The sequence below is a fragment of the Clostridium sp. MSJ-8 genome (genome assembly GCF_018918325.1).
Lineage (GTDB): Bacteria > Bacillota > Clostridia > Clostridiales > Clostridiaceae > Clostridium.
In genome coordinates this window covers 1-23,352 of sequence record NZ_JAHLQH010000051.1, presented here as the reverse complement: position 1 = coordinate 23,352, position 23,352 = coordinate 1, and the positions used below count along the sequence as shown (strand labels likewise).

Here is a 23,352-nt window from a genome sequence, read left to right as displayed (position 1 = left end):
TTAATTATTCATAGATAAATAACTATTTATAAATAAATCAATATCGCCATCCATTACTGCATTTACATTAGAAGTTTCTACATTTGTTCTATGATCTTTTACTAAACTATATGGATGGAATACATAAGACCTTATCTGACTTCCCCATCCCATATCTTTTAATTCACCTGTTAGATCCTCTATTTTTTCCTTATGAGCTCTTTCCTTTAATTCTATTAATTTAGATTTTAACATCTCCATTGCTGTATCTTTATTAGAGAACTGACTTCTCTCATTTTGACATTGAACAACTATTCCTGTAGGAATATGAGTTATTCTAACTGCTGATTCTGTTTTATTAATATGCTGACCTCCAGCTCCACTTGCTCTATAAGTATCTATTCTCAAATCTTCTGGTCTTATATCTATATCTTGATCTTTAGTAAGTTGGGGTAAAACTTCTACAGAAGCAAAAGATGTTTGACGCTTTCCATTAGCATTATAAGGAGATATTCTTACTAATCTATGAATTCCTTTTTCTGCTTTTAAATATCCATATGCATTATTGCCATTAATTTTCATTGTTACACTCTTTATTCCCGCTTCTTCACCTTCTAGAAGATCAATGATTTCTGTCTTATACCCCTTCTTCTCACACCATCTAGTGTACATTCTTAGAAGCATTTCAGTCCAATCATTAGCATCTGTTCCACCAACACCCACATGAAGTGTCATTATTGCATCATTTTGATCATACTCTCCTGATAATAATATTTCTATTTTATATTCGTAGATTTTCTTTTCGATATCTTTTATCTCCGATATTATTTCCTCAGCTACTTCATTATCATCTTCTTCCATAAGTTCATGTAACACTTCAACGTCATCTACTGCAGAAACTAGAAATTCATATTTTTCTAATTTATCTTTTATTCTCTTACTCTGCTTAGTTACTTCTTCTGCCTTCTTAACATCATCCCAAAATCCGTTTTCTTGCATTTTAAATTCTAATTCTCTAAGTTCTCTTTCAAGCGCTTCCTTGTCAAAGAGAAGCCCCCATTTCCTTTAAATTTTCCTTTATAGTAGGTAACTTAGACATTTCTTTTTCTAGTTCTATATTCAAAGTCATCACCTCAGTTAATATTAATAATTATTGATTAAGCAAATTATTTACAACAAACAAAATATAATTTCCTAAAGAGTAAAAAAAGGATGTGCAAAAGAAGAATTCTATTGCCATCCCCTCTTAATTATATATTAAACTAAATTACACTTCTCTTCCACAACAATTTTTATATTTTTTACCACTACCACATGGGCATAATTCATTTCTACCTATTTCTCTTTCTTTTCTAATAGGTTCTCTCTTTGCTGGTTCTTCAGAACCACCAGCTGAAGCGTGAACTGCTGCAGTTTCTTTAGCTACTCTTTCTCTCGCTGGAGCCTTTTCTATTTGAACGTGGAATAGATATTTTACAGTATCAATCTTTATACTTTCAATCATCTCTGCAAACATATCACTACCTTCCATTTGATATGCTTGAACTGGTTCTTGTTGTTTAAATGCTCTAAGTCCAATACCTTGTTTTAAATGATCCATATTATCTATATGATCCATCCATTTACTATCAACTGTCTTTAGAAGAATTACTCTTTCTAATTCTCTCATTTTTTCTGATGTAAATTCTTGTTCTTTTTCATCATATAATTTTAAGGCTATCGATGTTAATTTTTCTTTTATTTCATCATTAGACATATTCTTCAATTCTTCAATGTCAACTCTACTTGCAGGTACACAAATTCCATCTAAATATGTTATTAATTTCTTCAATTCAGCTTCAAAATTTTCTTCTGCATTTAGTAAATGTCCATCTACAGCATTAGATATAACTTCCTTAACCATAGATATTATTTGATCTTTTAGATCTTCACCTTCAAGTACTTCAGTTCTTTGTTTGTAAATAACTTCTCTTTGCATATTCATAACATCATCATATCCTAATAATGTTTTTCTTATACTAAAGTTATTTCCTTCAACTTTCTTTTGTGCATTTTCTATTTGTTTTGTTATAAACTTGTTTTCAATTGCATCATCATCTTCTAATCCTAATCTATCTACAACTGCTTGAATTCTCTCTGAGCCAAATATTCTCATAAGATCATCATCAAGTGATATATAAAATCTAGATGAACCTGGATCTCCTTGTCTACCAGCACGACCTCTTAATTGGTTATCAATTCTTCTTGATTCGTGTCTAGCAGTACCTATAATCTTTAATCCGCCTACTTCTACAACACCTTCACCTAACTTAATATCTGTACCTCTACCAGCCATATTTGTAGCAATTGTAACCATTCCTAATTCACCAGCATGGCTTATAATTTCAGCTTCTTTTTCATGATATTTTGCATTTAATACTTGATGAGGTATTCCATTTTTCTTAAGTAACTTAGATAACTCTTCTGATTTTTCAACACTTACTGTACCAACAAGCACTGGTTGACCTTTTTCATGAGTTTCTTTTATTTCTTTAACTATTGCATCTAACTTACCTTTTTCATTTTTATATATTAAATCTGGTTTATCTTCTCTTATTACTGGTTTGTGAGTAGGAATTACTATAACATCTAATCCATATATTTCTCTAAATTCATTTTCTTCTGTTAATGCTGTACCAGTCATACCTGATAACTTATTGTACATTCTGAAGTAATTTTGGAATGTTATTGTAGCTAATGTCTTTGATTCTCTTGCTATTTTTACACCTTCTTTTGCTTCAATTGCTTGGTGTAACCCATCTGAGTATCTTCTACCTTCCATAAGTCTTCCAGTAAATTCATCAACTATTATTACTTGGCCATCCTTAACCATATAATCTTTATCAATTCTCATTGAATAATTAGCTTTTAATGCTTGAGTTATATAATGTTGTAATGACATATTTTCAGCATCTGCATAGTTTTCAACATTAAAATGTTTTTCTGCTTTCTCTATACCTGCATCTGTTAACATAACTGCATTTGCTTCTTCATCTATAAAGTAATCATCTTCTGCTTTTAAACCTTTAACAAAATAATCTGCTACTTTATAAAAATCTGTAGATTTATCTCCAGCTCCAGATATAATAAGGGGAGTTCTAGCTTCATCAATAAGAATTGAGTCAACTTCATCTACTACACAGAAATTAAGTTGTCTCTGAACTCTTTCTTCTTTATAGATAACCATATTATCTCTTAGATAATCAAATCCAAATTCATTATTTGTTCCATATGTTATATCTGCTCCATATGCTTCTCTTCTCTGATCATTAGTTAAGCCATGTATAATTACACCTGTTGTTAATCCTAAGAAGTTATATAATCTTCCCATGTCTTCCATTTGAGTTCTAGCCAAGAAATCGTTAACGGTAATTACATGAACACCTTCACCAGTTAATGCATTTAAATAACTAGGGAATGTAGCAACTAAAGTTTTACCTTCTCCTGTTTTCATTTCTGCAATTCTTCCTTGGTGAAGAACTACACCACCTATAATTTGTTCCTTATGTGGATTTAATCCTAATGTTCTAATAGATGCTTCACACACAACTGCATATGCTTCTACTAAAATATCATCTAATGTTTCTCCATCTTTTAATCTCTTTTTAAATTCATCTGTTTTAGCTCTAAGTTCCTCATCTGATAATGCATGCATCTTATCTGATAATGCCATTACCTTATCTACTGTAGGGATAATTCTATTTACTTCCCTTTCACTATATGACTTGAATATGTTTTTAAATAGTCCCATAATTCCTTCCTTTCATTGCTTTCATAAAAATAATTATCACGTGTCCGTTATTAAATTATACCATTGTATTACAATTGTTATCAACAAATATACACATTAAATAACAAGATTTTAACATAAAATATTAAAAAATAGAACAAAATCGTCAAGGTGATTATGAAGCCATCGATTTTGTTTATCCATTATTACAGGTTTCAAAACTTGTTTTTCGAACCTATAATGGCACTATTTTTCTTTTTTACTCTTTAAATAATATAACTCTAACATCACTTAATCATTATATCTAAAATACTTATCCTAAACTACAAACAAAATATAATTTTCTAAAGAAAAAAACTCCCCAGCAATTCTTCTGAGGAGTTCTTATTATCTTATCTTAATTCTGGTTCTATTAAGCCATAATTTCCATCTTTTCTCTTATATATTACATTTACATTATTACTCTTAGCATCTTGATAAACAAAGAAATTATGACCAACTAATTCCATTTGAAGTATTGCTTCTTCTTGAGACATTGGTTTTACATCAAATGTTTTAGTTCTAACTACTTTATATGCTGGTTCGTCTTCATCAGATTCAGCAACTTCTGTTGGAATGAAATCTGGGAATCTTAAAGAACCACCTGAATTCTTTCTAGACAACTTTGTTTTTTGTTTTCTTATTTGTCTTTGTAATTTTTCTTCTGCTAAATCAATAGACTTGTACATATCATCTGTACTCTCTTCGACTCTTAAAACAACTCCATTAAATGGAATAGTTACTTCTACAATTTGGCTATTTTTCTGAACACTTAGAGTAGCCTTAGCTTCTATATTAGGATCGAAATATTTATCCAATTTAGAAATCTTTTTTTCTACCATCTCTTTTAAGGCAGGTGTAACCTCTATATTTTTTGCCACAACTTTAACTTTCATAAGCCCAGCCCCTCTCATATGTTGAATTTATATTTGTTTTGTTCCTTGTTGTTGATATAATTTTACTCTTTTGTAATAAAAAACTCAACCATTATTTTTTTAATTTACAGAATATTTTCACAATGTTTATTTATATAGTCTTTTTTTTATTTTCTATGCTTATTTTTTCTTCATTTTTCTCATTTTTTATACAATTTTATCAATTACGCAAATTAAAATAAACTATTGTTAATATTATAAATATACTTTCCTATACGTTAAAAAAAGAATGCATATCACAAATCATGTGATATGCATTCTTTTTTATAGAGTCAGCTGACCTGGTTTTTGCCCCCACACTCGCCTGCTGGAGCTTTTGCTACCCGGAATTACCCTCTCACTACTAACCCTCTCAGCTAAATAACTGGCAGGACTTACTTCTATACCGCACCATGCTCATTAAAACTTTGTTTAAGTTACGTGGATCGTTTTGCCTGCGACTAGCATCGACTTTCAACCACAGACCTAACTCTACATTATTATTATATATAAGTATTATTAACTGTCAAGATTATATATCTATATATTAAAATATAATGATATTTATAAAATTGATTTTTTTTTTCATATATGATTTAATTAAAATATCTTAGCGGGGAAGGAAATGATTAATTTATGAAAAATTTCACAAATAGCATTTTAGGAGGTGCATCTATATCTTTAGGTTGTTTTTGTTATTTAATAACCTTAAGTAAAACAAATAATGCCTTTTTAGCTGCTATTACTTTTTATCTAGGGCTTTTATTAATTATGCTATTTAACACAAACTTATTTACTGGAAAGGTCTATAGCAATTCTAGTATGGCTCTAAAGGATTACGCATCTAGCTTAGCTATAACTTGGGTAGGAAACCTTGTAGGTGGAATTGTAACTTCAGTATGTTTATATCAAATTATTAAACCTGATGTTGCTAATCTTGTTTCACAAAAACTATCATTAAATCCACTTCAAATGATTATAAGTGGTATAGCATGTAATATATTAGTATGTGCATCCGTTGCAGCATTCAAAAAAGAAAGAAATTATTTAATAAGTGGTTTCTTAATTCTATGCTTTGTATTAATGTCTACAGAACATATTGTTGCCAACTTTACATATTACACTATAGGTATATGTAGTGGTGTGCATGTTAAGATTGGCAAGTTGCTTCTAAGTTTATTATTTGTAACAATTGGTAATATTATTGGTGGTAGATGTATTGTATTTGCCGATAAAGAAAGAAAATAAACATTTAAAAATATAAAAAAATCAACAAGACGACTTTTTTAAGGCGTCGATTTTTTTTAGCCATTATAACAGATTCTTTTATTTATTTTTCTAATAAAGTTAAACATATCACCACATTACATCTAGAGGTATTTTTTATAGCTTTGCTCTTGCAAGTGCCAGAACTATAACTTCTTTAGCTTTAGCTTCTAATAAAACTCTTCTTGCTTCATTTAATGTAGCTCCAGTTGTCATAACATCATCTATTACAATTATCTTTTTTCCTATGATATCTTTGCTATTCTTTACTATAAAAGCACCTCTTAAATTATCTATTCTTTCTTGTTTAGATAAATGTTTTTGAATCTTTATTGAATTATTCTTATATAAACTATCAATAACTGAGAAACCTAGCATACTTCCTAGTTTTCTTGCTATATACTCACATTGATTAAATCCTCTAGTTCTAATAGTATGTTTATTACAAGGTATATAAGTTAATAAATATTCTCTATCGTAATCTTCTAATTTCATTGCAATAAGCTCTACCAAAATATTTCCTGCAGCAAAGTTCTTATGTCCTTTAAATTCAATAATTAACTTCTTTAATGTTTTATTATAATATCCTATTCCTAATATTTCTTCATCAAGATAAGCTATGTTTTCTCTACATTCATCGCATATTCCTTCTATATCATCTTTTCCACAAGAAATACATTTTGCCTGAACAGGATATATAATATCTAATATAGCATTTACACTCTCTTTTATTACTTTAAAACATTTTCTTCCCATTTCAATCTATTATATTCTCTAGTAATGTCTCTTACAGCTTCAATGTTATCAGTTTCACTTTTTGCAACTAACAATACTTCTGGTAATTCTTTGTTTATCCTTCTCATCTCTGCACATAAAAATAATAATTTCTTATATGTAAATCTTTTATCATCAGCAAATAAAACTATTGCATTACCAATATGAGAATTCTCCAAACTCACCTCTATACAATTTGTTATTATTATTGTTGACTCATTTGTAGATTGTAATACACTTTGTTTTATTATTTTTTCTTCTGAAGCTAATAATGGAATTATTTTTATTCTTTTCATTTTTAGCTTTTTAGTATAGTATTCGTAAACAGATATTATTTTTTCTTCATCTGGTACATATACTATTATCTTTCTTTTATTTTCTGCAAACCATTTTAAATATTCATATAATATATACGGAATATCTAAATTCAAATTAATTCTCGTCTTTAAAACTCTAGGTTCAACAAATGGTGCTGGATTATCAGAAGGTAAAAAGTCCATATGCTGACATTTCTTTATTGTATGATCTGTATCATAAAATATAACTTTCTTAGCTAATCTTAAAATACTTTTGCTTATTGATTTAAGATACTTTGTATCTGCTTCAGAAAAAACTGCTACATCATCATATATAACCAAATCATATGATCCACTTATTTTATCTATATTGTTATAATTGCAAAAATTAATATCACATACTCCTTCATTATCTTCCATATAATAGCTAGTTATAGCTTTATTTCTTTCTTTTAAAGCTCCTACCAAACTCTTATTCTCACAGTTTTTAGCCCATAAATATAATATCTTGCCCTTTTTATCTATAACATCAAGTATAGTTTTTCTAAATATTATCGATGTATTAAATGGTATAGTTCTTATAGATAACATATTAACACTACTATCTCTATACCATATATATACTTCCATTTCCCAATTATTAATTTCAGATTCTAATATATATTCCATCTTTTCACCTACTATTTTTCTCACTAAAATTCTAATTATTATCCCCAATTACATTTATTAAATTTTTAATTCTATATTCTAATGATGAATATCTTTCTAATGAATTATTATTATCTATCATATACTTCATGGCTCTAGGAGATCCCACCACTGTTACCAGTTCCTTTGCTCTTGTTATTCCAGTATATAAGAGATTCCTGTTAAGTAGCATAGGTGCCCCCATAAAGGCAGGAATAATAACCACCTTGAATTCACTTCCTTGACTCTTATGTATAGTTATAGCATAAGCTAAATCTAAATCATCAATATTTTCTTGATTATATACTACCTTCTTGTCATCAAAAATAACAGTTATTGTTCCATCTTCCTTATCTATTGAATATATATATCCCATATCTCCATTGAAAACGCCTTCTCCAGATACTTCTTCATTGTTTTCCACTCCAAGCCACTTTATAGAATAATTATTCTTAGTTTGCATAACTTTATCACCTTCTCTAAAAATTATGCCTTTCGCTTTTCTTTCTTTTTTATTATTAGCTGGTGGATTTAATATCTGTTGTAATTTTTCGTTCAAATTAATTACTCCTAATATTCCCTTTTTCATTGGACTTAATACTTGAATATCTCTTACCTTACTCCACTTTTTATTAAAATTAGGTAGCCTTCTATTTGCTAAATCTAATACTGTATTTAATATAATATCCAAATTCTCTTCTCGTATAAAATAGAAATCCTTGCCTTTTTGATTCAATAATGGCATTTCTCCATTATTAATTCTATGAGCATTAACTGTTATTAAACTCTCTGCTCCTTGTCTAAATATCTCTTTTAATCTGATAACCTTTATAAGGTTACTATTTATCAAATCTGTAAGAACATTTCCAGGCCCTACTGATGGTAATTGGTCTATGTCTCCTACTAGAATTAGCTTTGTACCTGGTTTAATTGCTTTTAATAAATTGTGCATTAAAAATATATCTATCATAGAAGCTTCATCTATAATAATAACATCTGCATCTAATGGTTCGTCATTAGATGCAAACTCTTCATTATCATCATTAACATTTATTTCTAATAATCTATGAATAGTTTTAGCTTCTTTGCCTGTTGATTCAGTCATTCTTTTAGCAGCTCTTCCAGTAGGAGCTGCTAATATTACTTTCATATTTTCTTTTTCATATATATCTATAATTGCTTTTATAATTGTTGTTTTACCTGTACCAGGACCACCTGTGATGATTTCTATTCCATCTAAGAATGCATTAACTATAGCTTCTTTTTGAGAATCTGCAAATGTTATATTGTTGATCTCTTCAAATAGTTTTATTTCAAAATCTATGTCTACTTTTATTATATTATTATTTTCTAAAGAAAGTTTTGCTATTCTCTCTGTTATACCTAATTCACTATAATAATATAAAGGAAGAAATACCGACTCTACTTCTCCTATTTTTTCAACTATTATTTTTTGAGATACTCCATCTTCAATAATACACTCTTGTATTAATTCTTCAGAAACTACTAATAGTTCCTTTGATTCTTGTATTAATTTTTCTTTGGGCATGTATGTATTGCCATATCCACAAAATCGCCCCAAAATATAATTAATACCACTACTTATTCTTGATTTATTATCCTTTTCTATTCCAATAAGAGAAGCTATCTTATCTGCTGTAGTAAAACCTATTCCTTTTATTTCTTTACAAAGTATATATGGATCTTCCTTAATAATTTCCTTTGCATTAGGTCCAAATCTCTTATATATTTTCAAACATTGTCCTTGTGATATTCCAAAACTTTGAAAGTAAATTATTACATTCTTTAAATCATGTTGTTCTATATACGACTCATATATTATATTGAACTTCTTTTCGCCTATTCCATCTACTTCTCTTAATAATTCAATATTGTTATCAAAAATCTCTAATGTTTTATCTCCAAAATGATTTATTATTTTCTTAGCAGTTACAGGTCCGACTCCTCTAATTATTCCAGAAGATAAGTATCTCTCTATAGCATCAACTGTAGTAGGAAGTATCTCTTCACAAGAACTCATAGAGAATTGTCTACCAAACTGCTTATGTTCTATCCAATTACCTGTAATCTTCAAATGTTGTCCTTCAGATATATACGGAATATTCCCAACAACTGTTATAATATTATTATTTGAATTTATTCTTGCTACAACATATCCAGTTTCATCGCTCTTAAATACTATATTCTCTACAAATCCCTCAAGCACTTCCATACCTTTTATCCAACTCCATATACTTTAATTTCATATATTTATATTAAATATAAAATTAAAGGGTGTCAACTAAACAGTTAACACCCCAAAAACAAATTATAATAATTTCTTAATATCGTCTACTTTATTTAATTCTTCCCATGGAAGTTTCACATCAGTTCTTCCAAAGTGTCCATAGGCAGCTGTTTGTCTATATATAGGTCTTCTTAAATCTAAGTCTCTTATAATAGCTCCTGGTCTTAAGTCAAACACTTTTTCTACTATGTCAACTATCTTTTCTTCATCTATTTTACCAGTTTTAAATGTTTCAACTTGAATAGACACTGGCTTAGCAACTCCTATAGCATATGCTAATTGTATTTCTAGCTTTTCTGCAACTCCTGCAGCAACTAAGTTCTTAGCTACCCATCTTGCTGCATATGCAGCTGATCTATCAACCTTTGTTGGATCCTTTCCTGAGAAAGCACCACCACCGTGTCTACCATATCCACCATATGTATCAACTATTATCTTTCTTCCTGTTAAGCCTGAGTCTCCTTGAGGTCCACCAACAACAAATCTTCCTGTTGGATTAATATAATATTTTGTATCCTCATCTAAGAATTCTTGAGGTATTACAGCATTTATAACATATTCTTTTATGTCTTTTTCTATTTGTTCTAATGATACATCTTCACTATGTTGAGTTGATACAACTATAGCATCTACTCTAGTTGGCTTGTTATCATCATATTCAACTGTAACTTGAGTCTTTCCATCTGGTCTTAAATAATCTAAAGTACCGTTCTTTCTTACTTCTGTTAATCTTCTAGATAATCTATGAGCCATAGCTATAGGAAATGGCATATATTCTGGTGTTTCATTAGTAGCAAATCCAAACATCATACCTTGATCTCCAGCTCCTACTGCTTCAACATCATCTTTTTCTCCCTTTTTAGATTCTAATGCTTCATCAACACCCATTGCTATATCAGAAGATTGTTCGTCTATAGAAGTTAATACAGCACAAGTATCTCCATCAAAGCCATACTTTGCTCTATCATATCCAATATCTTTTATTGTTTTTCTTACTACTTTAGGAATATCAACATAACAGTCTGTAGATATTTCTCCCATTACCATTACCATACCTGTTGTAACACATGTTTCACAAGCAACTCTAGCATCTGGATCTTGTGCTATAATTGCATCTAGAATAGAATCTGAAATCTGATCACATATTTTGTCTGGATGTCCTTCAGTAACAGATTCTGAAGTAAATAATTTCTTCATATAATCTCTCCTCTCGATTTTTATCTCAAACAATATAAAAAAAACTCTTCATATATAATGAAGAGACCTCTTTTCCTATCTCCTCTCATCTCGTAGAAAACATTTTTCTACAGGAATTGGCACCTTGAATATACAGGTTGCCGGGTTTCATCGGGCCCTATCCCTCCACCTCTCTTGATAAGAGTTTTCTTATTTTGTTTTCATGTTAAATACTATCATAGTTACAACTATAAATCAATATTATTTTAAACTATTATTATCAATAAATATATATATAATTTCCCAAATAGCAAAAAAGACCTCTATACAAGAAGTCTTTTATTGGTGGATGAGGATGGATTCGAACCATCGAAGCAAGATGCAACAGATTTACAGTCTGCCCCCTTTGGCCACTCGGGAACTCATCCTTAATTAACTTGACCATTTAAACTTTGTAACCAATCAAGTGAACACGTCACTCAATCAACAATAGTTAGTATATATATATTGACTAAATATTTCAACTCTATAATTCCTTATTTAGCAAAAATAAAGCTGATTTTCTTGTCATTTCTCTCTTTTTCTCAATGTTACTATTAAACTTGATATAAATAATATTAATACAACTTATTCCAAAATCTCAAAATAATTACCCTAAATATTAGATTATTAGTATATGTAATCCTTTAGCTATTAACCTGATAAATAATATTTTATTTATTAATTTCATATATTAATTTAGGAGGTGATACCTTGATTAGAAGAAAAGTTAATTATAATTCTCCATTTGCATATTATGAAATAGCAAATTCCTTATTAAATTATATAAAAGATGATACTGTTATAATTTGTATAGGCACAGACAAGTGTATAGGTGATTGTTTAGGTCCTCTAGTAGGGACTCTTCTTGAATCTAAATTTTTCCCACTGCCTATATATGGAACCATTAATCATCCAATTCATGCCTTAAATATAAATAACAGACTTGATGAAATAAATAAGTTACATCCTAAATCTTGCATAATAGGAATAGATGCATGTTTAGGAGATGTAAATTCTATTGGAGAAATACATACTCGAGATTATGCTATTCATCCTGGGAAAGGTGTCGGTAAAAATTTACCTAAAGTCGGTGTCGCATCTATAATAGGTATAGTTGATTCAACTAATAATTCAGACTATTTCTCATCTCACTCTATAAGATTAGCTCTAATATTAGACATGGCAAATGTAATTGCAAATGCAATTATGCTTGCTTATTCTACTAACAAAAATATTAACTATATTTAATAAAGATTTAGAATAAAATCTAACTTGCAAACACTCAAATATATATTTTTATAGATATAAAAAAAGATGATATCTAAAAATAGAATCATCTTTTTTTATGTTTAATTATTAATCAATTAATTCAACTTCTCCAGTTTCGTCATCAAAATCTAATTTATCAAAATATGATAATACTTTTCCTGTTCCTTTTGCAACGCATTCAACTGAATCTTCAGCTACAATAACCTTTATTCCTGTTTCGCATTCTATTAGCTTGTCTAGTCCATGTAATAATGAACCACCACCAGTCATAACTATACCTTTTTCAATTATATCTGCAGCAAGTTCAGGTGGTGTTTTTTCAAGTACATTCTTTACACTTTGAACTATTCCATTAACTATATCTACTAGCGCCATTCTTATTTCCTCAGTTGTAATTTCAATTTCAACTGGAAGTCCTGTCACTAAATCTCTACCTTTCATAATTGAAGTAAGTTTTCTTGAATCTTTAAACACAGATCCAATCTCTATCTTTAATTCTTCTGCTGTCTTTTCTCCAATCATTACTTTATATTCATTTCTAACATATCTAATTATGGCTTCATCAAACTTGTCGCCTGCAACCTTTATAGAATCTCTAACAACTATTCCACCTAGTGAAATAACTGCTATATCACTTGTTCCACCACCAATGTCTACTATCATTATACCGTCTGGTTTAGTTATATCTAACCCAACACCTATTGCTGCAGCTAAAGGTTCTTCTATCAAATGAACTTTTTTAGCACCAGAGCTTATAGTAGCATCCATTACTGCTCTTTTTTCAACTTTTGTTGCCTGACATGGAATACACACCATAACCTTAGGTGCTACCAAATTTCTCTTTCCTGCAACTTTTTTTATAAATTCTTTAAGCATCATCTCTGTTGTATTATAATCTGATATAACACCATCTTTTAATGGTCTTATTGCCACTATATTTCCAGGTGTTCTTCCTATCATCTTTCTAGCTTCTTCACCAACTGCTAATATTTTGTTATTATTCTTATTAATAGCAACAACTGAAGGCTCTTTTAAAACAACTCCTTTGCCTTTTTCGTAAACTAATACGGTGGCTGTTCCTAGATCTATTCCTAGTTCAGCGCCTGTTCTCCAAAACCACAATGTAATTCACTCCCATGTATATATAATATAATTTTCATAAGTTTTCCTTCATTATATTATATATTGAATGTAATTTTCATTCAATAGCTTTGTATTTTAATTTTGTGGCTTTACCGCCTCTTATATGTCTCTCAGCTTTATTTAATTCTAAAATACTATGAGTTTTTTCTGCTATTGCAGGACTTATCTTAGGTAATCTTTCTGTCATATCTTTGTGTATAGTACTTTTACTCACTCCAAATACCTTTGCAGTTTTTCTAATAGTGGCTTTTGAATCTATAATGTATTGTGCTACTTCTATAACACGTTCCTCAATGTAGTCTTTCAACTTTTTCGCCGTCATGCTAAAAACTTATAACAAATATAAGTTTTATGTGCCATTCAGTATGGTGCGTTACTCCATACCAGTTCTCTTATGAACTTCTTATACTTTCATATAAGTGTAGACTATATCATTACCTAACTAATAGGTTAGGTATCCACCACTTCCACTCACTTGAGTGTACTTCCATTACAGAATAGTCGTTGAAGTTTCTCCTATTAAGAGCTTACCTGCTGATTGTCGATTTTTACAAACACTTAGGATTTAACCTTATGCCATACACATTAGTTTTTTCTACTTTCGTAACTTTCACGTCTAGCCATCTTTCATACTTACGTTTTAGTCAATGTGCCTTTACGAGTTTCCAGCAATTCAATGGATTTTTGGATGTATACATTTACATCGCTCCATACTCTTTATGAATATGGGAGGCTGTCAACATTATTACATCACTAAAATTATTAATATTTTACATAATAAATAATTGTTAGTTACCTCCATATTTTATATAGTCTATAACTATGCTATATAATTCTAATAAATAACTCAATTAATCAGCCATACAATTAATATTTATGACTGATTAATAGTATTACATTTTAATATTTAAAATACTCAGATGGATTAATTTGTTCTCCATTTTCATCAAATAATTGTAAATTTAAATGTTCATCATATCCTTCTTTAAATAAGGATGCAGTAGCACCAACCTTGCCAATTACTGTTTCACTATTAACTGCATCTCCTTCATTAACTAAAACATCATAATCTAAATTAGAATATTTTGTTCTCATACCATTCTGATGTAATATAACAACATTAACACCATCTTCCACGGTAATTTCTCCCTTGTTTTTCTCTATTTTTTCTACAATTCCATCAGCAGCTGCTCTTACTTCAGTTCCAATATTAGCTTTAATATCTATACCATTCATTGTCTTATATATCACACTATTATCTGTTTCATGATATTTGATAGGTGTTTCAGAATACTCTCTACTAATAGTTCCTTCTACAGGATTATTAAAGCTTACTTCAGTAACAGCATTAACTTCTGCTGTTCCTTCTTCTGATGTAGTTTCTAATTCTTCTGAGTCATTCTCAACTCTAGCTGCATTTTGCATCTCGTTAACACTACTATTATCTTCTATTGAAAAATCATTACTTACAGTATCTTCTTTAGCTTGTTCTAGTTTTCTATCTTTTGATATCTTATATGAAATTGCTGTAACAGTTATAACTACAGATAAGCAAAGAAATAACGCTATATAGAACCCCTCCCTTCTGAAAAAGTTTTTTGCTTTAAACTTAAAGTTTTTATCCATATTTGCACCTCCTTTTTTTATTATTTCCTCCATTACTAAAAAACATACATCACTATTAATTTTTTCTTTCTACATTAATCTACAAATATTTCTTTTTAAGTCATTATAATAAGGTCAAAAAACTGTTTTCAGAATTCTTGCATATCACTATTTTTTTACTCTTTTAGGTAATATACTCTAACACTACTTAAATACTATATCTAAAATACTTATCCATAACTACAAACAAAATATACTTTCTTAAAGAGTAAAAAAATCGTCAAGGCTCTATAATAACCTTGACGATTTTGTTCCAATATTTTTTAACTCACTTCACATATATCTATATCTTTATAATAATGTTTTAATATCTCTTCATAATTCCTTCCTTCTCTTGCCATAACTTCTGCACCCCATTGACTCATTCCAATTCCATGACCATATCCTATACAAGATATTGTAACTTCATTACCTTGTATTGAGATTTGAAAATTAGTACTATTAGTATTAAATAAGCTTCTAAACTCAATTCCTGATATAACTTTATCACCAATTTTTATATTCTCTACAGCTCCTCCTTCTGTATAGGATTGTATATTAATCTTAGATGCTATATTATCACTATTTATATCTTCTATGTTATATTTAGATTTCAGTTTGTTTATAAAATCATCAACACTGTATTTTACTTCTGACTTGTACTTTGGTGCTATCTCTTCCCCCTTACTCTCCGTTGATACCAAATACGGAACTCCTTCTAATGATTCTGTTTTTCCCCAACTTGTAGCAAAATATTGAGGGTATTTTATTAGCTCTCCATTATATACTATAACCTTTCCTTTAGTATCTAATACTGCATTATTTATTTTATTCCAATACTCATCTTTCTTACTATCAGGCCATTTTTCTAATATTTTATCCTTTACTGCAAAAGCTTGACAGTGCGTTCCATTGCATATGTCAGCTCCTTCTCCATTATTACACTTACTTTCTTTTTTTGCATAATAATATGTTCTAGCTGCAATAGCCTGTGCCTTCAACGCTTCAGGGTTAAAATTTGCTGGCATTTCACTTGCTACTACACAAGCAACATATTCTTCCACATTAATTTCTAATATTTTTCCGGTTTCTGATATATATATCCTAGCTATGTTATCTCCAGCAATATTCAAAACATTTTTTGCTTCAAGCCTTTCTTCAGGAACCTCTTTCTTAGACTGTCTTCCTAATAAATTATATGATAATACTACCATAAAAATATTTATAACTAATGTTATCATTACTGCCTTTGTAATTTCTTTTTTCATATAATTATCTCCTAAATTTGGTTCTTTTAATTATATGATTAAATTTTATATATTTTCATATAGAGTAAAAAAAATAAGTTAGCATTAAAATTATTGTACCACTTAAACTTTAGCAAGTTTACAATATTTAGCTAACTTAATTTTTTTATTTATAAATATTTAATGCCAATTATTCATTATTTCATCCCACATCATCTTACCACATTTAGCCAAAGTTACTGTACCATATACACTATTAGGAATATCCATAGATAAAACAGTAAAAATAAACTTTCCCTTAGGTAAACTAATTAATTCTGTATCATTTTCTACACCACTTTTATCGCCTGTTTTACTTGAAATTTCATATTTCAAATCATCTGGTATATATAATGCCAATTTATTTTTTATTTGCTGTCTTGTTAATATGTCAATTAACATTGTACTATCTTCTTTATTTAAGTATGATGCCTCATGAAGAATCTTCCATGCTTTAGATAAATCATAAGCTGTAGTTATATTTTCTATATCTGTTCTAGGAATTCTCTCATCTGATGTTTTTCTATTTAAAATTGTATCTTTTAACCCCATTTCCTTTATATGATTATTGATATTTTCTATAGTTATAATATCTATTATCTTATTTGCTGCTGTGTTATCACTTTGAATAAGCATAGCTACTAATAATTCAAATAATGTATATTCCCTTTCATTAAATTCATGAATTATTCCTGTACCATATACCTTATCTTTACTATTGATAGGTATTTTTGCCATAAAATCTACTTTTCCTTCTTCTACTTCTTTTATTAAAGAGATTGCTATATATAGCTTCATACATCCTGCTGCTGTCATAGGTTCATGTTCATTACTTCCATATACATATCCACTTGTTAAATCTTCAAAATATAAACCATATTTTCCTATTCTACTGTCTAAATATCTCTTTATAGATTTCATATTATCTTCACCTACTCTTAACTGATTTATTTATGATAACTAAATTATATCATTATATTTTACAATATAAATATATTTTACTTATTATATTTTAATTGCCTAATGATATTCCTATCTTTCTTGCCACTTGAACTAGCTCTCCATCTACATCTACTAACTTTGTCTTTTGCCCTATAACATTTTCTAAACTATCTGAAGATATTTTATCTCCTTTTAAACAAACCATTTCACCAAACTTACCTTCATTTATCATCTCAGCAGCTGCTACTCCATATCTTGTAGATAATATCCTATCATATGTGCAAGTAGTGCCACCTCTTTGAATATGTCCTAATACAGTACATCTTACTTCATTCTCTAATCTAGCTTCTAAATCTTGTGCTAATTTATTTCCTATTCCACCTAATCTTATAGGATCAGGACTATCTTCTACTATTCTTGCTACTACAACCTCTCCGTCTTTAGGTCTAGCACCTTCTGACACAACTATAATAGTAAATAATCTACCTTGCCTCTTTCTTTCTTCTACTTTTTCTATTATCTTTTCAATATCATATGGAATCTCAGGAAGTAATATTACATCTGCTGAACCAGCTATTCCAGATTCTAAAGCAATCCATCCTGCATTTCTGCCCATAACTTCGCATATCATAACCCTATGATGTGATTCTGCTGTTGTGTGTAATCTATCTAACGCTTCTGTTACTACATCTATTGCAGTATTAAACCCAAAAGTAACATCTGTTGATGCTAAATCATTATCTATAGTTTTAGGAACTCCTATTACATTTACTCCTTTTCTAGCAAAGTCTCTTGCAGAAGTTAAGGTTCCATCCCCTCCTATTACTACAAGGGCATATACCCCTTCTTTTTGTAAATTTTGTATTGCTACATCTGATACATCTTTTTTTATCAATACACCATTTTCCTCAACTTGATAATCAAACAAATTATCTTTATTAGAGCTATATAATATAGTTCCACCTTTGTGTAATATACCTGATACAGTGTCTAAATTTAAAGGAATAAAATCATTATTATATAACCCTCTATATCCAAATTTGTATCCTATTACTTCATATCCATAGTTTATTATAGCTGTTCTTGTAACTGCTCTTATAACTGCATTTAACCCAGGACAATCTCCTCCACCTGTTAATAGTGCTATTTTTTTAACCTGCTCTCCCATATTTTATATAGCCTCCTATATCAAAAAAATATTTACTTAATAGTCAAATTGATATTGTTTACACTAATAGTATATTTAAATAATAACATAGAATTTATTTACTTTAAAGTAATTTTTATACAATTAATAATAAAAAAGAAAGAGATTATATAAAAATCTCTTTCTCAAATATTATATTTTTTATTTAGCTCAAAGTTAATACCTTAGTAAATACTAATATTGCAAGCAAAATTCCAGCTGCAACTCTGTATACAGCAAAAACTCTCATAGGTTTCTTCTTTAAATATGCAATAAATTTTTGCATTACTATTATTGATACTACAAATGCTACTATAAATCCTATAATTAATGCTACCCAATATGTAGTATTCATAATTGAGAAATCAAACTCCATTAAATCTTTACCTGAAGCTCCTATCATAGCTGGTATAGCTAAAAAGAATGAAAATTCTGTTGCAATTGATGTATTTAACCCAGCAGTCCAACCACCCATTATAGTAGAAGCACTTCTTGACATACCAGGCCATACTGCTAATACCTGAAAACATCCTACAACAAATGATTGAATTGGAGATATAGAATCTATATCATCTACAGATTTTTTACGCATCTTTGCTAATTCTTCAACAATAATTAATAATAAACCTCCAACTATGAATCCAATTATAACTGAACTTGGCTTAAACAAACTTTTTATTTTGCTATAACAAGTTAATCCAATTATCATCATTGGAATCGAACCTACTATTACATTTATCCCAAACTTAAACCCTACTTTTCCTTCTTTTCCGCCTGTAAAAATATACTTAAAAAATTCTATCACGCTGTCTTTAATCTTTGTCCAATATAATACTACTACTGCCAAAATTGCACCTAGTTGTATTACAACTTCAAACATATCGGCGAAATCCCCTTTAAAGTTAATTGCATTTCCCACTAATATCATATGCCCTGTAGATGATACTGGAATAAATTCTGTAAGACCTTCAACTATGGCTATAATAATAGCTTTAATAATAAATATTAATTCCACTTAATTTAACACTCCTTAAATTTCTTTATTTATAATTATTGTACTAATTGTATTTTTTCCATCTAATGATAATTCAATTTTATTTTCCCCATCTATCAATTTATATTCATAGTATACACCATCTATTAATTTCCAATCAGCATTATTAATTTTTATATAATAATTATTTATTACTGTAGAATCTCTAAAAGCTCCTATTACATATAAATTTTTAGAATCTTTTGCTTCTTGTTTTTTTAATAAAATTAGTTTAGTACTCTTATCTTTTCCAGATGGTTCATAACTTGGTTCATCACTAAATATATCTTTGTTTTTAGTAAATATGGTAGGTGCAAGATACTTGTCTCCTTCCATAATATCAATGTCTTTTTCTGATGTTATGTACGTAATATTACTATTACTATTCTCAGCACTTATTGTATTATCTATAGATATAGTATATGATGATAGATATTTCTTAAATTCTTTTTTATATTCACTATATTTATCTTTTCCTGTAAATTTAAGTTTTTCAGTATCACTTTTAAGTACTTCTATAGCACTTTGCTTAATGTCACCTTTTGAAAAATATGCTCTGTGCCTAAAATCTATCATAACCCATTTATTACTTTCTATGCTGTAGTATTCTACCACATAATATCCTGGGGTATCTTGAAATTGAGGTTCACTTTTTCTAAATTCTCCAACTCTAGCTTGAAATCCAGCTGTATACAATAGATCACGTTCTATAACAGCCATTTCTCTTCCTGTAGCTTTTTTCTTATTATCTTTTTCTTTTAAAATTTCATATCCATCTAATAAGTTGCTATCTGCAACATCATCATATTCTACTATACTATTTAATATATCTACTGTCTTTAGTACTTTATCTATCTCTGTTTCTCCCTTTGATAATATTTCATCTACTTTATAAGTCTTTCTTAAAGCTTGCAAATTATTATTTTGAGAAACAGTATTAGCATCTTCATAATATAACTTTATATTGTTCTCATTATATAGATTATCCCACTTAGTTACTCGTATTCCTTGTTGTGGCTGAAAATTCTTATAAAATAAAAATCCAGCCACTATGACAATAATTATTAACCCTATTAATTTTCCTATGCTCTTTGTACCTCTCACTTTTATCTCTCCTTAATCTAAATAAATAACAATAAAATGTATTATTATTCTCTTCTCTACATATTAACTTTTAATAAAACAAAATAAAATCTGGAATATTTACACTTTGATCATTAGAATTTTTATATCTATCATATGTTTGTTTTGCTTTATTATAGTTTTCTGTTATTATTTCTTTTATCTTTTCATCTGTATCATCTTTTAACCCTTTATATGCTGCTTCAATATTTATAAACCCTCTTTGAATAGCATTTTTGCGACTCATATAATAACATCCAGCATTATTCAATGTTAATATATCTTTATCATCTATTTTATAAGCTTTTCTTATTTCTTCTATTGCTTTATCATCTTTTCCTTCAAGCAAATAAACTGTTCCTAAAGTTCTATGATATTTTATTGACTTATTATTTAATTCTATACACTTTTGAAGCAATTTAGTAGCTTCATCTAATTTATTTCCCATAACATTTACCATAGCCATATCGTAATAAGTATTTGTATCATTAGATTTTATTTTTGAAGCTAATTCATAATACTTGTAAGATTTCTGTAGATTATCAGAAAGTTCTTCATCTGAATTATCTTTTGTCTTTTCATCACTTGCAGTTGAAGGATATAAATTTTTATCTTGCTCAAGATCATAATAATAATCACCCATCTGTAAAAGGATGTCATAATTGTATAATTCCTTACATAATGCCTTTCTAAAATAAACAATTGGATCAATTGTTTCATTACTTTCTTTAATAATTTCTGGCATTAAATAAGCATAGTTATTAATATAATTTTTATTTAAAATTATACTGTTTTTACAATATTCTAACGCATCTGTATAATTTCCTTTTTCTAGATAGTACCATGATGCAGCATTATAACCTATATAAGAATTATCAGAATCAGCCATCATATCATCTAATAATTTTTCAGCTTTATCATCTTGCCCTTTATTTTTATATATACTCACAAGAACTTTTTTGAAGGTCATACTGTTAGTAACATCTTTATCTAATGTATCAACAATCTTTATTGCTTCATCAACACTGTCTTTATTCATTGAGTAGATTTTTGCAAGCCATACCTTATAACATGTTTCTTCTGGTTTATCTTCAGATAACTTCTTTATTTTATTTAATATAGTTGCTTTATCACGTGTTGCCATTTCCTCTATAATATCATAAACCTCTTCTGCTTCATTATCTATATACCAAGCTTTCTTCAGATTCTCTAATCCACCATCAACATTTCCTACTAAAAGTTCAAGTCTAGCATATGCAACTAAATCTTCTGCTGATGATACATTTAAATTATATTTATCCACAATTGATTTTGCTTTTTCCACATTATTATTGGCCATATACACAATGAACATTGTTTGTTGTAATTCTTTACTATTTGATTCTTGTAAGAATACTTCTCCATATTCTAATGCTGTTTCATACTCTCCATTCATAAGGAAATTAAATATAACTTCGGTACAAAATTCTTTGTCTTTATCTTCATACTTTTCCTTACCATTTTCATCAAAAAGATTATATCTTTTTATAACGCTATCTTCTAATACTCTATTAGATTCATTATAATCTCCTGTTATAGAATATATCTCAGCTATCTTAAGATTATAGCTAGGCCATTCTTGTTCTGCTTGTAATTTCTTATATTCTTCAATAGCTAAACTATAATTATTTTCATATAAATACTCTTCAGCTTTATTCTCAGATATATCCTCCATTGAAATATTTGTTTCTTTTGTATCTGTTTTCATCACTATATGTATTACATAAACTACAGCGAAAGCAAATATCAATACTAAAATCATCGTAATCACACTGCTTAATTCGCTATGTCTTTTGTTCTTAAACTTATTTTCTTTTTCATTCATTGTTTTAACTCCTAATTTTTTATTTTTTGACTTTCCCCCTTTATTTTATCCTCTTACAACATTATATATTTTATCATTTTTTGCCCTATAAATCTATACAGCAATAAAGAGTAAATAATTTTCGAGTTAATAATCTCCATAAATGTAATAAATTGTGGTATAATTATATTAGGAAAAACCTTATTTTTACTATGTTTATGGAGATTTTATTATGATAAAAATTACAAGAAAACAAAAGAGAGAAAAAGCATCAAAAATAAATTTTTTCGCGGAATTCACTAAAATTAGAAAACACTTTTTTCGAGATTTTAACAAGAAGTTGAGATTAGTTAAAGATGTTAGACATACGAGTTATATTACATATAAACCGGATATATTACTGTTTACAGTAATTATGAAAAATGTTTCGGGAATATTTAGCATGAATAAAATGACAAGGGATTTCAACACTGAAGAATCTATAAATAATATTGCTAAAAGCTTAGAAATAGGTTCTTTAGAGGAGATTCCTCATTATGATACAATTAATAATTTCTTAGAAAAATTAGATATAAAGCAAATTGAATCAATACGTGATTATATGATAAGAGAGCTTTTAAAGAAAAGATCTCTT

At 28.6% G+C, this 23,352-nt stretch carries 19 protein-coding genes, 1 tRNA gene and 1 riboswitch; of the genes, 3 read left to right on the top strand and 17 right to left on the bottom strand.

Translation table 11 applies throughout. The annotated features are described in order from the left end of the window. The 3 genes from prfB to raiA all read right to left on the bottom strand — a co-directional run bounded on the left by prfB (nt 1) and on the right by raiA (nt 4,683). Nucleotides 1-1,102 (bottom strand): peptide chain release factor 2 gene (gene prfB, locus KQI77_RS12145; protein ID WP_216390705.1). Its coding sequence is split into 2 segments (ribosomal slippage): nt 1-1,023 and nt 1,025-1,102, totalling 1,101 coding nucleotides; the frame shifts between segments, so codons are not numbered across the junction. Nucleotides 1,103-1,246: 144 nt separating this feature from the next. Beyond that, complete coding sequence (secA, locus tag KQI77_RS12140; RefSeq protein WP_216390704.1) at nt 1,247-3,769, bottom strand: preprotein translocase subunit SecA; 2,523 nt, start codon at nt 3,767-3,769, stop codon at nt 1,247-1,249. Nucleotides 3,770-4,140: 371 nt separating this feature from the next. Then, complete coding sequence (raiA, locus tag KQI77_RS12135) at nt 4,141-4,683, bottom strand: ribosome-associated translation inhibitor RaiA (protein WP_216390703.1); 543 nt, start codon at nt 4,681-4,683, stop codon at nt 4,141-4,143. Nucleotides 4,684-5,337: 654 nt separating this feature from the next. On the opposite strand from raiA, the gene KQI77_RS12130 reads away from it, so the two are divergent. Then, complete coding sequence (locus KQI77_RS12130; protein WP_216390702.1) at nt 5,338-5,949, top strand: formate/nitrite transporter family protein; 612 nt, start codon at nt 5,338-5,340, stop codon at nt 5,947-5,949. A 135-nt stretch (nt 5,950-6,084) separates the two neighbouring features. Here the strand turns inward: KQI77_RS12130 and KQI77_RS12125 are convergent, their stop codons facing one another. The 5 genes from KQI77_RS12125 to KQI77_RS12105 form a co-directional block, all read right to left on the bottom strand. Further along, nucleotides 6,085-6,723: a ComF family protein gene (locus KQI77_RS12125; protein ID WP_216390701.1), complete on the bottom strand. Its 639-nt coding sequence runs from the start codon at nt 6,721-6,723 to the stop codon at nt 6,085-6,087. Continuing rightward, nucleotides 6,699-7,706, bottom strand: a complete 1,008-nt coding sequence (locus KQI77_RS12120; RefSeq protein WP_216390700.1) for a hypothetical protein — start codon at nt 7,704-7,706, stop codon at nt 6,699-6,701. Before KQI77_RS12120 ends, KQI77_RS12125 begins: the two co-directional genes overlap by 25 nt. Nucleotides 7,707-7,737: 31 nt before the next feature. Further along, entirely contained in the window at nt 7,738-9,957 is a 2,220-nt protein-coding gene (locus KQI77_RS12115) for an ATP-dependent RecD-like DNA helicase (RefSeq protein ID WP_216390699.1), read from the bottom strand. A 96-nt stretch (nt 9,958-10,053) separates the two neighbouring features. Beyond that, entirely contained in the window at nt 10,054-11,229 is a 1,176-nt protein-coding gene (gene metK, locus KQI77_RS12110; RefSeq protein ID WP_216390698.1) for a methionine adenosyltransferase, read from the bottom strand. 82 nt (nt 11,230-11,311) lie between these two features. After that, nucleotides 11,312-11,413: riboswitch (SAM riboswitch) on the bottom strand. 138 nt (nt 11,414-11,551) lie between these two features. Beyond that, nucleotides 11,552-11,636 (bottom strand) — tRNA-Tyr (locus tag KQI77_RS12105). A gap of 325 nt (nt 11,637-11,961) precedes the next feature. Here KQI77_RS12105 and yyaC point away from each other — a divergent pair. Next, nucleotides 11,962-12,498, top strand: coding sequence for a spore protease YyaC (gene yyaC, locus KQI77_RS12100; protein ID WP_216390697.1), 537 nt, complete (start codon nt 11,962-11,964; stop codon nt 12,496-12,498). A gap of 108 nt (nt 12,499-12,606) precedes the next feature. Here the strand turns inward: yyaC and mreB are convergent, their stop codons facing one another. The 9 genes from mreB to KQI77_RS12055 all read right to left on the bottom strand — a co-directional run bounded on the left by mreB (nt 12,607) and on the right by KQI77_RS12055 (nt 22,739). Further along, nucleotides 12,607-13,641 carry a rod shape-determining protein MreB gene (gene mreB / locus KQI77_RS12095; RefSeq protein ID WP_216390696.1) on the bottom strand — a complete coding sequence of 345 codons (1,035 nt, stop codon included), beginning with the start codon at nt 13,639-13,641 and terminating at the stop codon, nt 12,607-12,609. A gap of 76 nt (nt 13,642-13,717) precedes the next feature. Beyond that, nucleotides 13,718-13,969, bottom strand: a complete 252-nt coding sequence (spoIIID, locus tag KQI77_RS12090; RefSeq protein ID WP_216390717.1) for a sporulation transcriptional regulator SpoIIID — start codon at nt 13,967-13,969, stop codon at nt 13,718-13,720. A gap of 593 nt (nt 13,970-14,562) precedes the next feature. Then, the gene (locus KQI77_RS12085) at nt 14,563-15,288 is read right to left on the bottom strand and encodes a M23 family metallopeptidase (protein WP_216390695.1); all 726 of its coding nucleotides are present in this window, start codon (nt 15,286-15,288) and stop codon (nt 14,563-14,565) included. Nucleotides 15,289-15,590: 302 nt separating this feature from the next. Next, nucleotides 15,591-16,574, bottom strand: coding sequence for a stage II sporulation protein D (spoIID, locus tag KQI77_RS12080; RefSeq protein WP_216390694.1), 984 nt, complete (start codon nt 16,572-16,574; stop codon nt 15,591-15,593). Between the two features lie 159 nt (nt 16,575-16,733). Further along, nucleotides 16,734-17,513: a serine hydrolase gene (locus tag KQI77_RS12075; RefSeq protein WP_216390693.1), complete on the bottom strand. Its 780-nt coding sequence runs from the start codon at nt 17,511-17,513 to the stop codon at nt 16,734-16,736. Between the two features lie 91 nt (nt 17,514-17,604). After that, on the bottom strand, nt 17,605-18,702 hold the full coding sequence (locus tag KQI77_RS12070; RefSeq protein ID WP_216390692.1) for a 6-phosphofructokinase: 1,098 nt from the start codon (nt 18,700-18,702) through the stop codon (nt 17,605-17,607). Nucleotides 18,703-18,886: 184 nt separating this feature from the next. Beyond that, entirely contained in the window at nt 18,887-19,735 is an 849-nt protein-coding gene (locus KQI77_RS12065) for an undecaprenyl-diphosphate phosphatase (protein ID WP_216390691.1), read from the bottom strand. Between the two features lie 15 nt (nt 19,736-19,750). After that, complete coding sequence (locus KQI77_RS12060; RefSeq protein ID WP_216390690.1) at nt 19,751-20,857, bottom strand: hypothetical protein; 1,107 nt, start codon at nt 20,855-20,857, stop codon at nt 19,751-19,753. Between the two features lie 70 nt (nt 20,858-20,927). Beyond that, nucleotides 20,928-22,739 (bottom strand): lipopolysaccharide assembly protein LapB, encoded by a 1,812-nt coding sequence (locus KQI77_RS12055; protein WP_216390689.1) that lies wholly within the window; start codon nt 22,737-22,739, stop codon nt 20,928-20,930. A gap of 211 nt (nt 22,740-22,950) precedes the next feature. On the opposite strand from KQI77_RS12055, the gene KQI77_RS12050 reads away from it, so the two are divergent. Then, on the top strand, nt 22,951-23,352 hold a 402-nt coding region (locus KQI77_RS12050), incomplete at its 3' end, for a transposase family protein (RefSeq protein ID WP_216390688.1).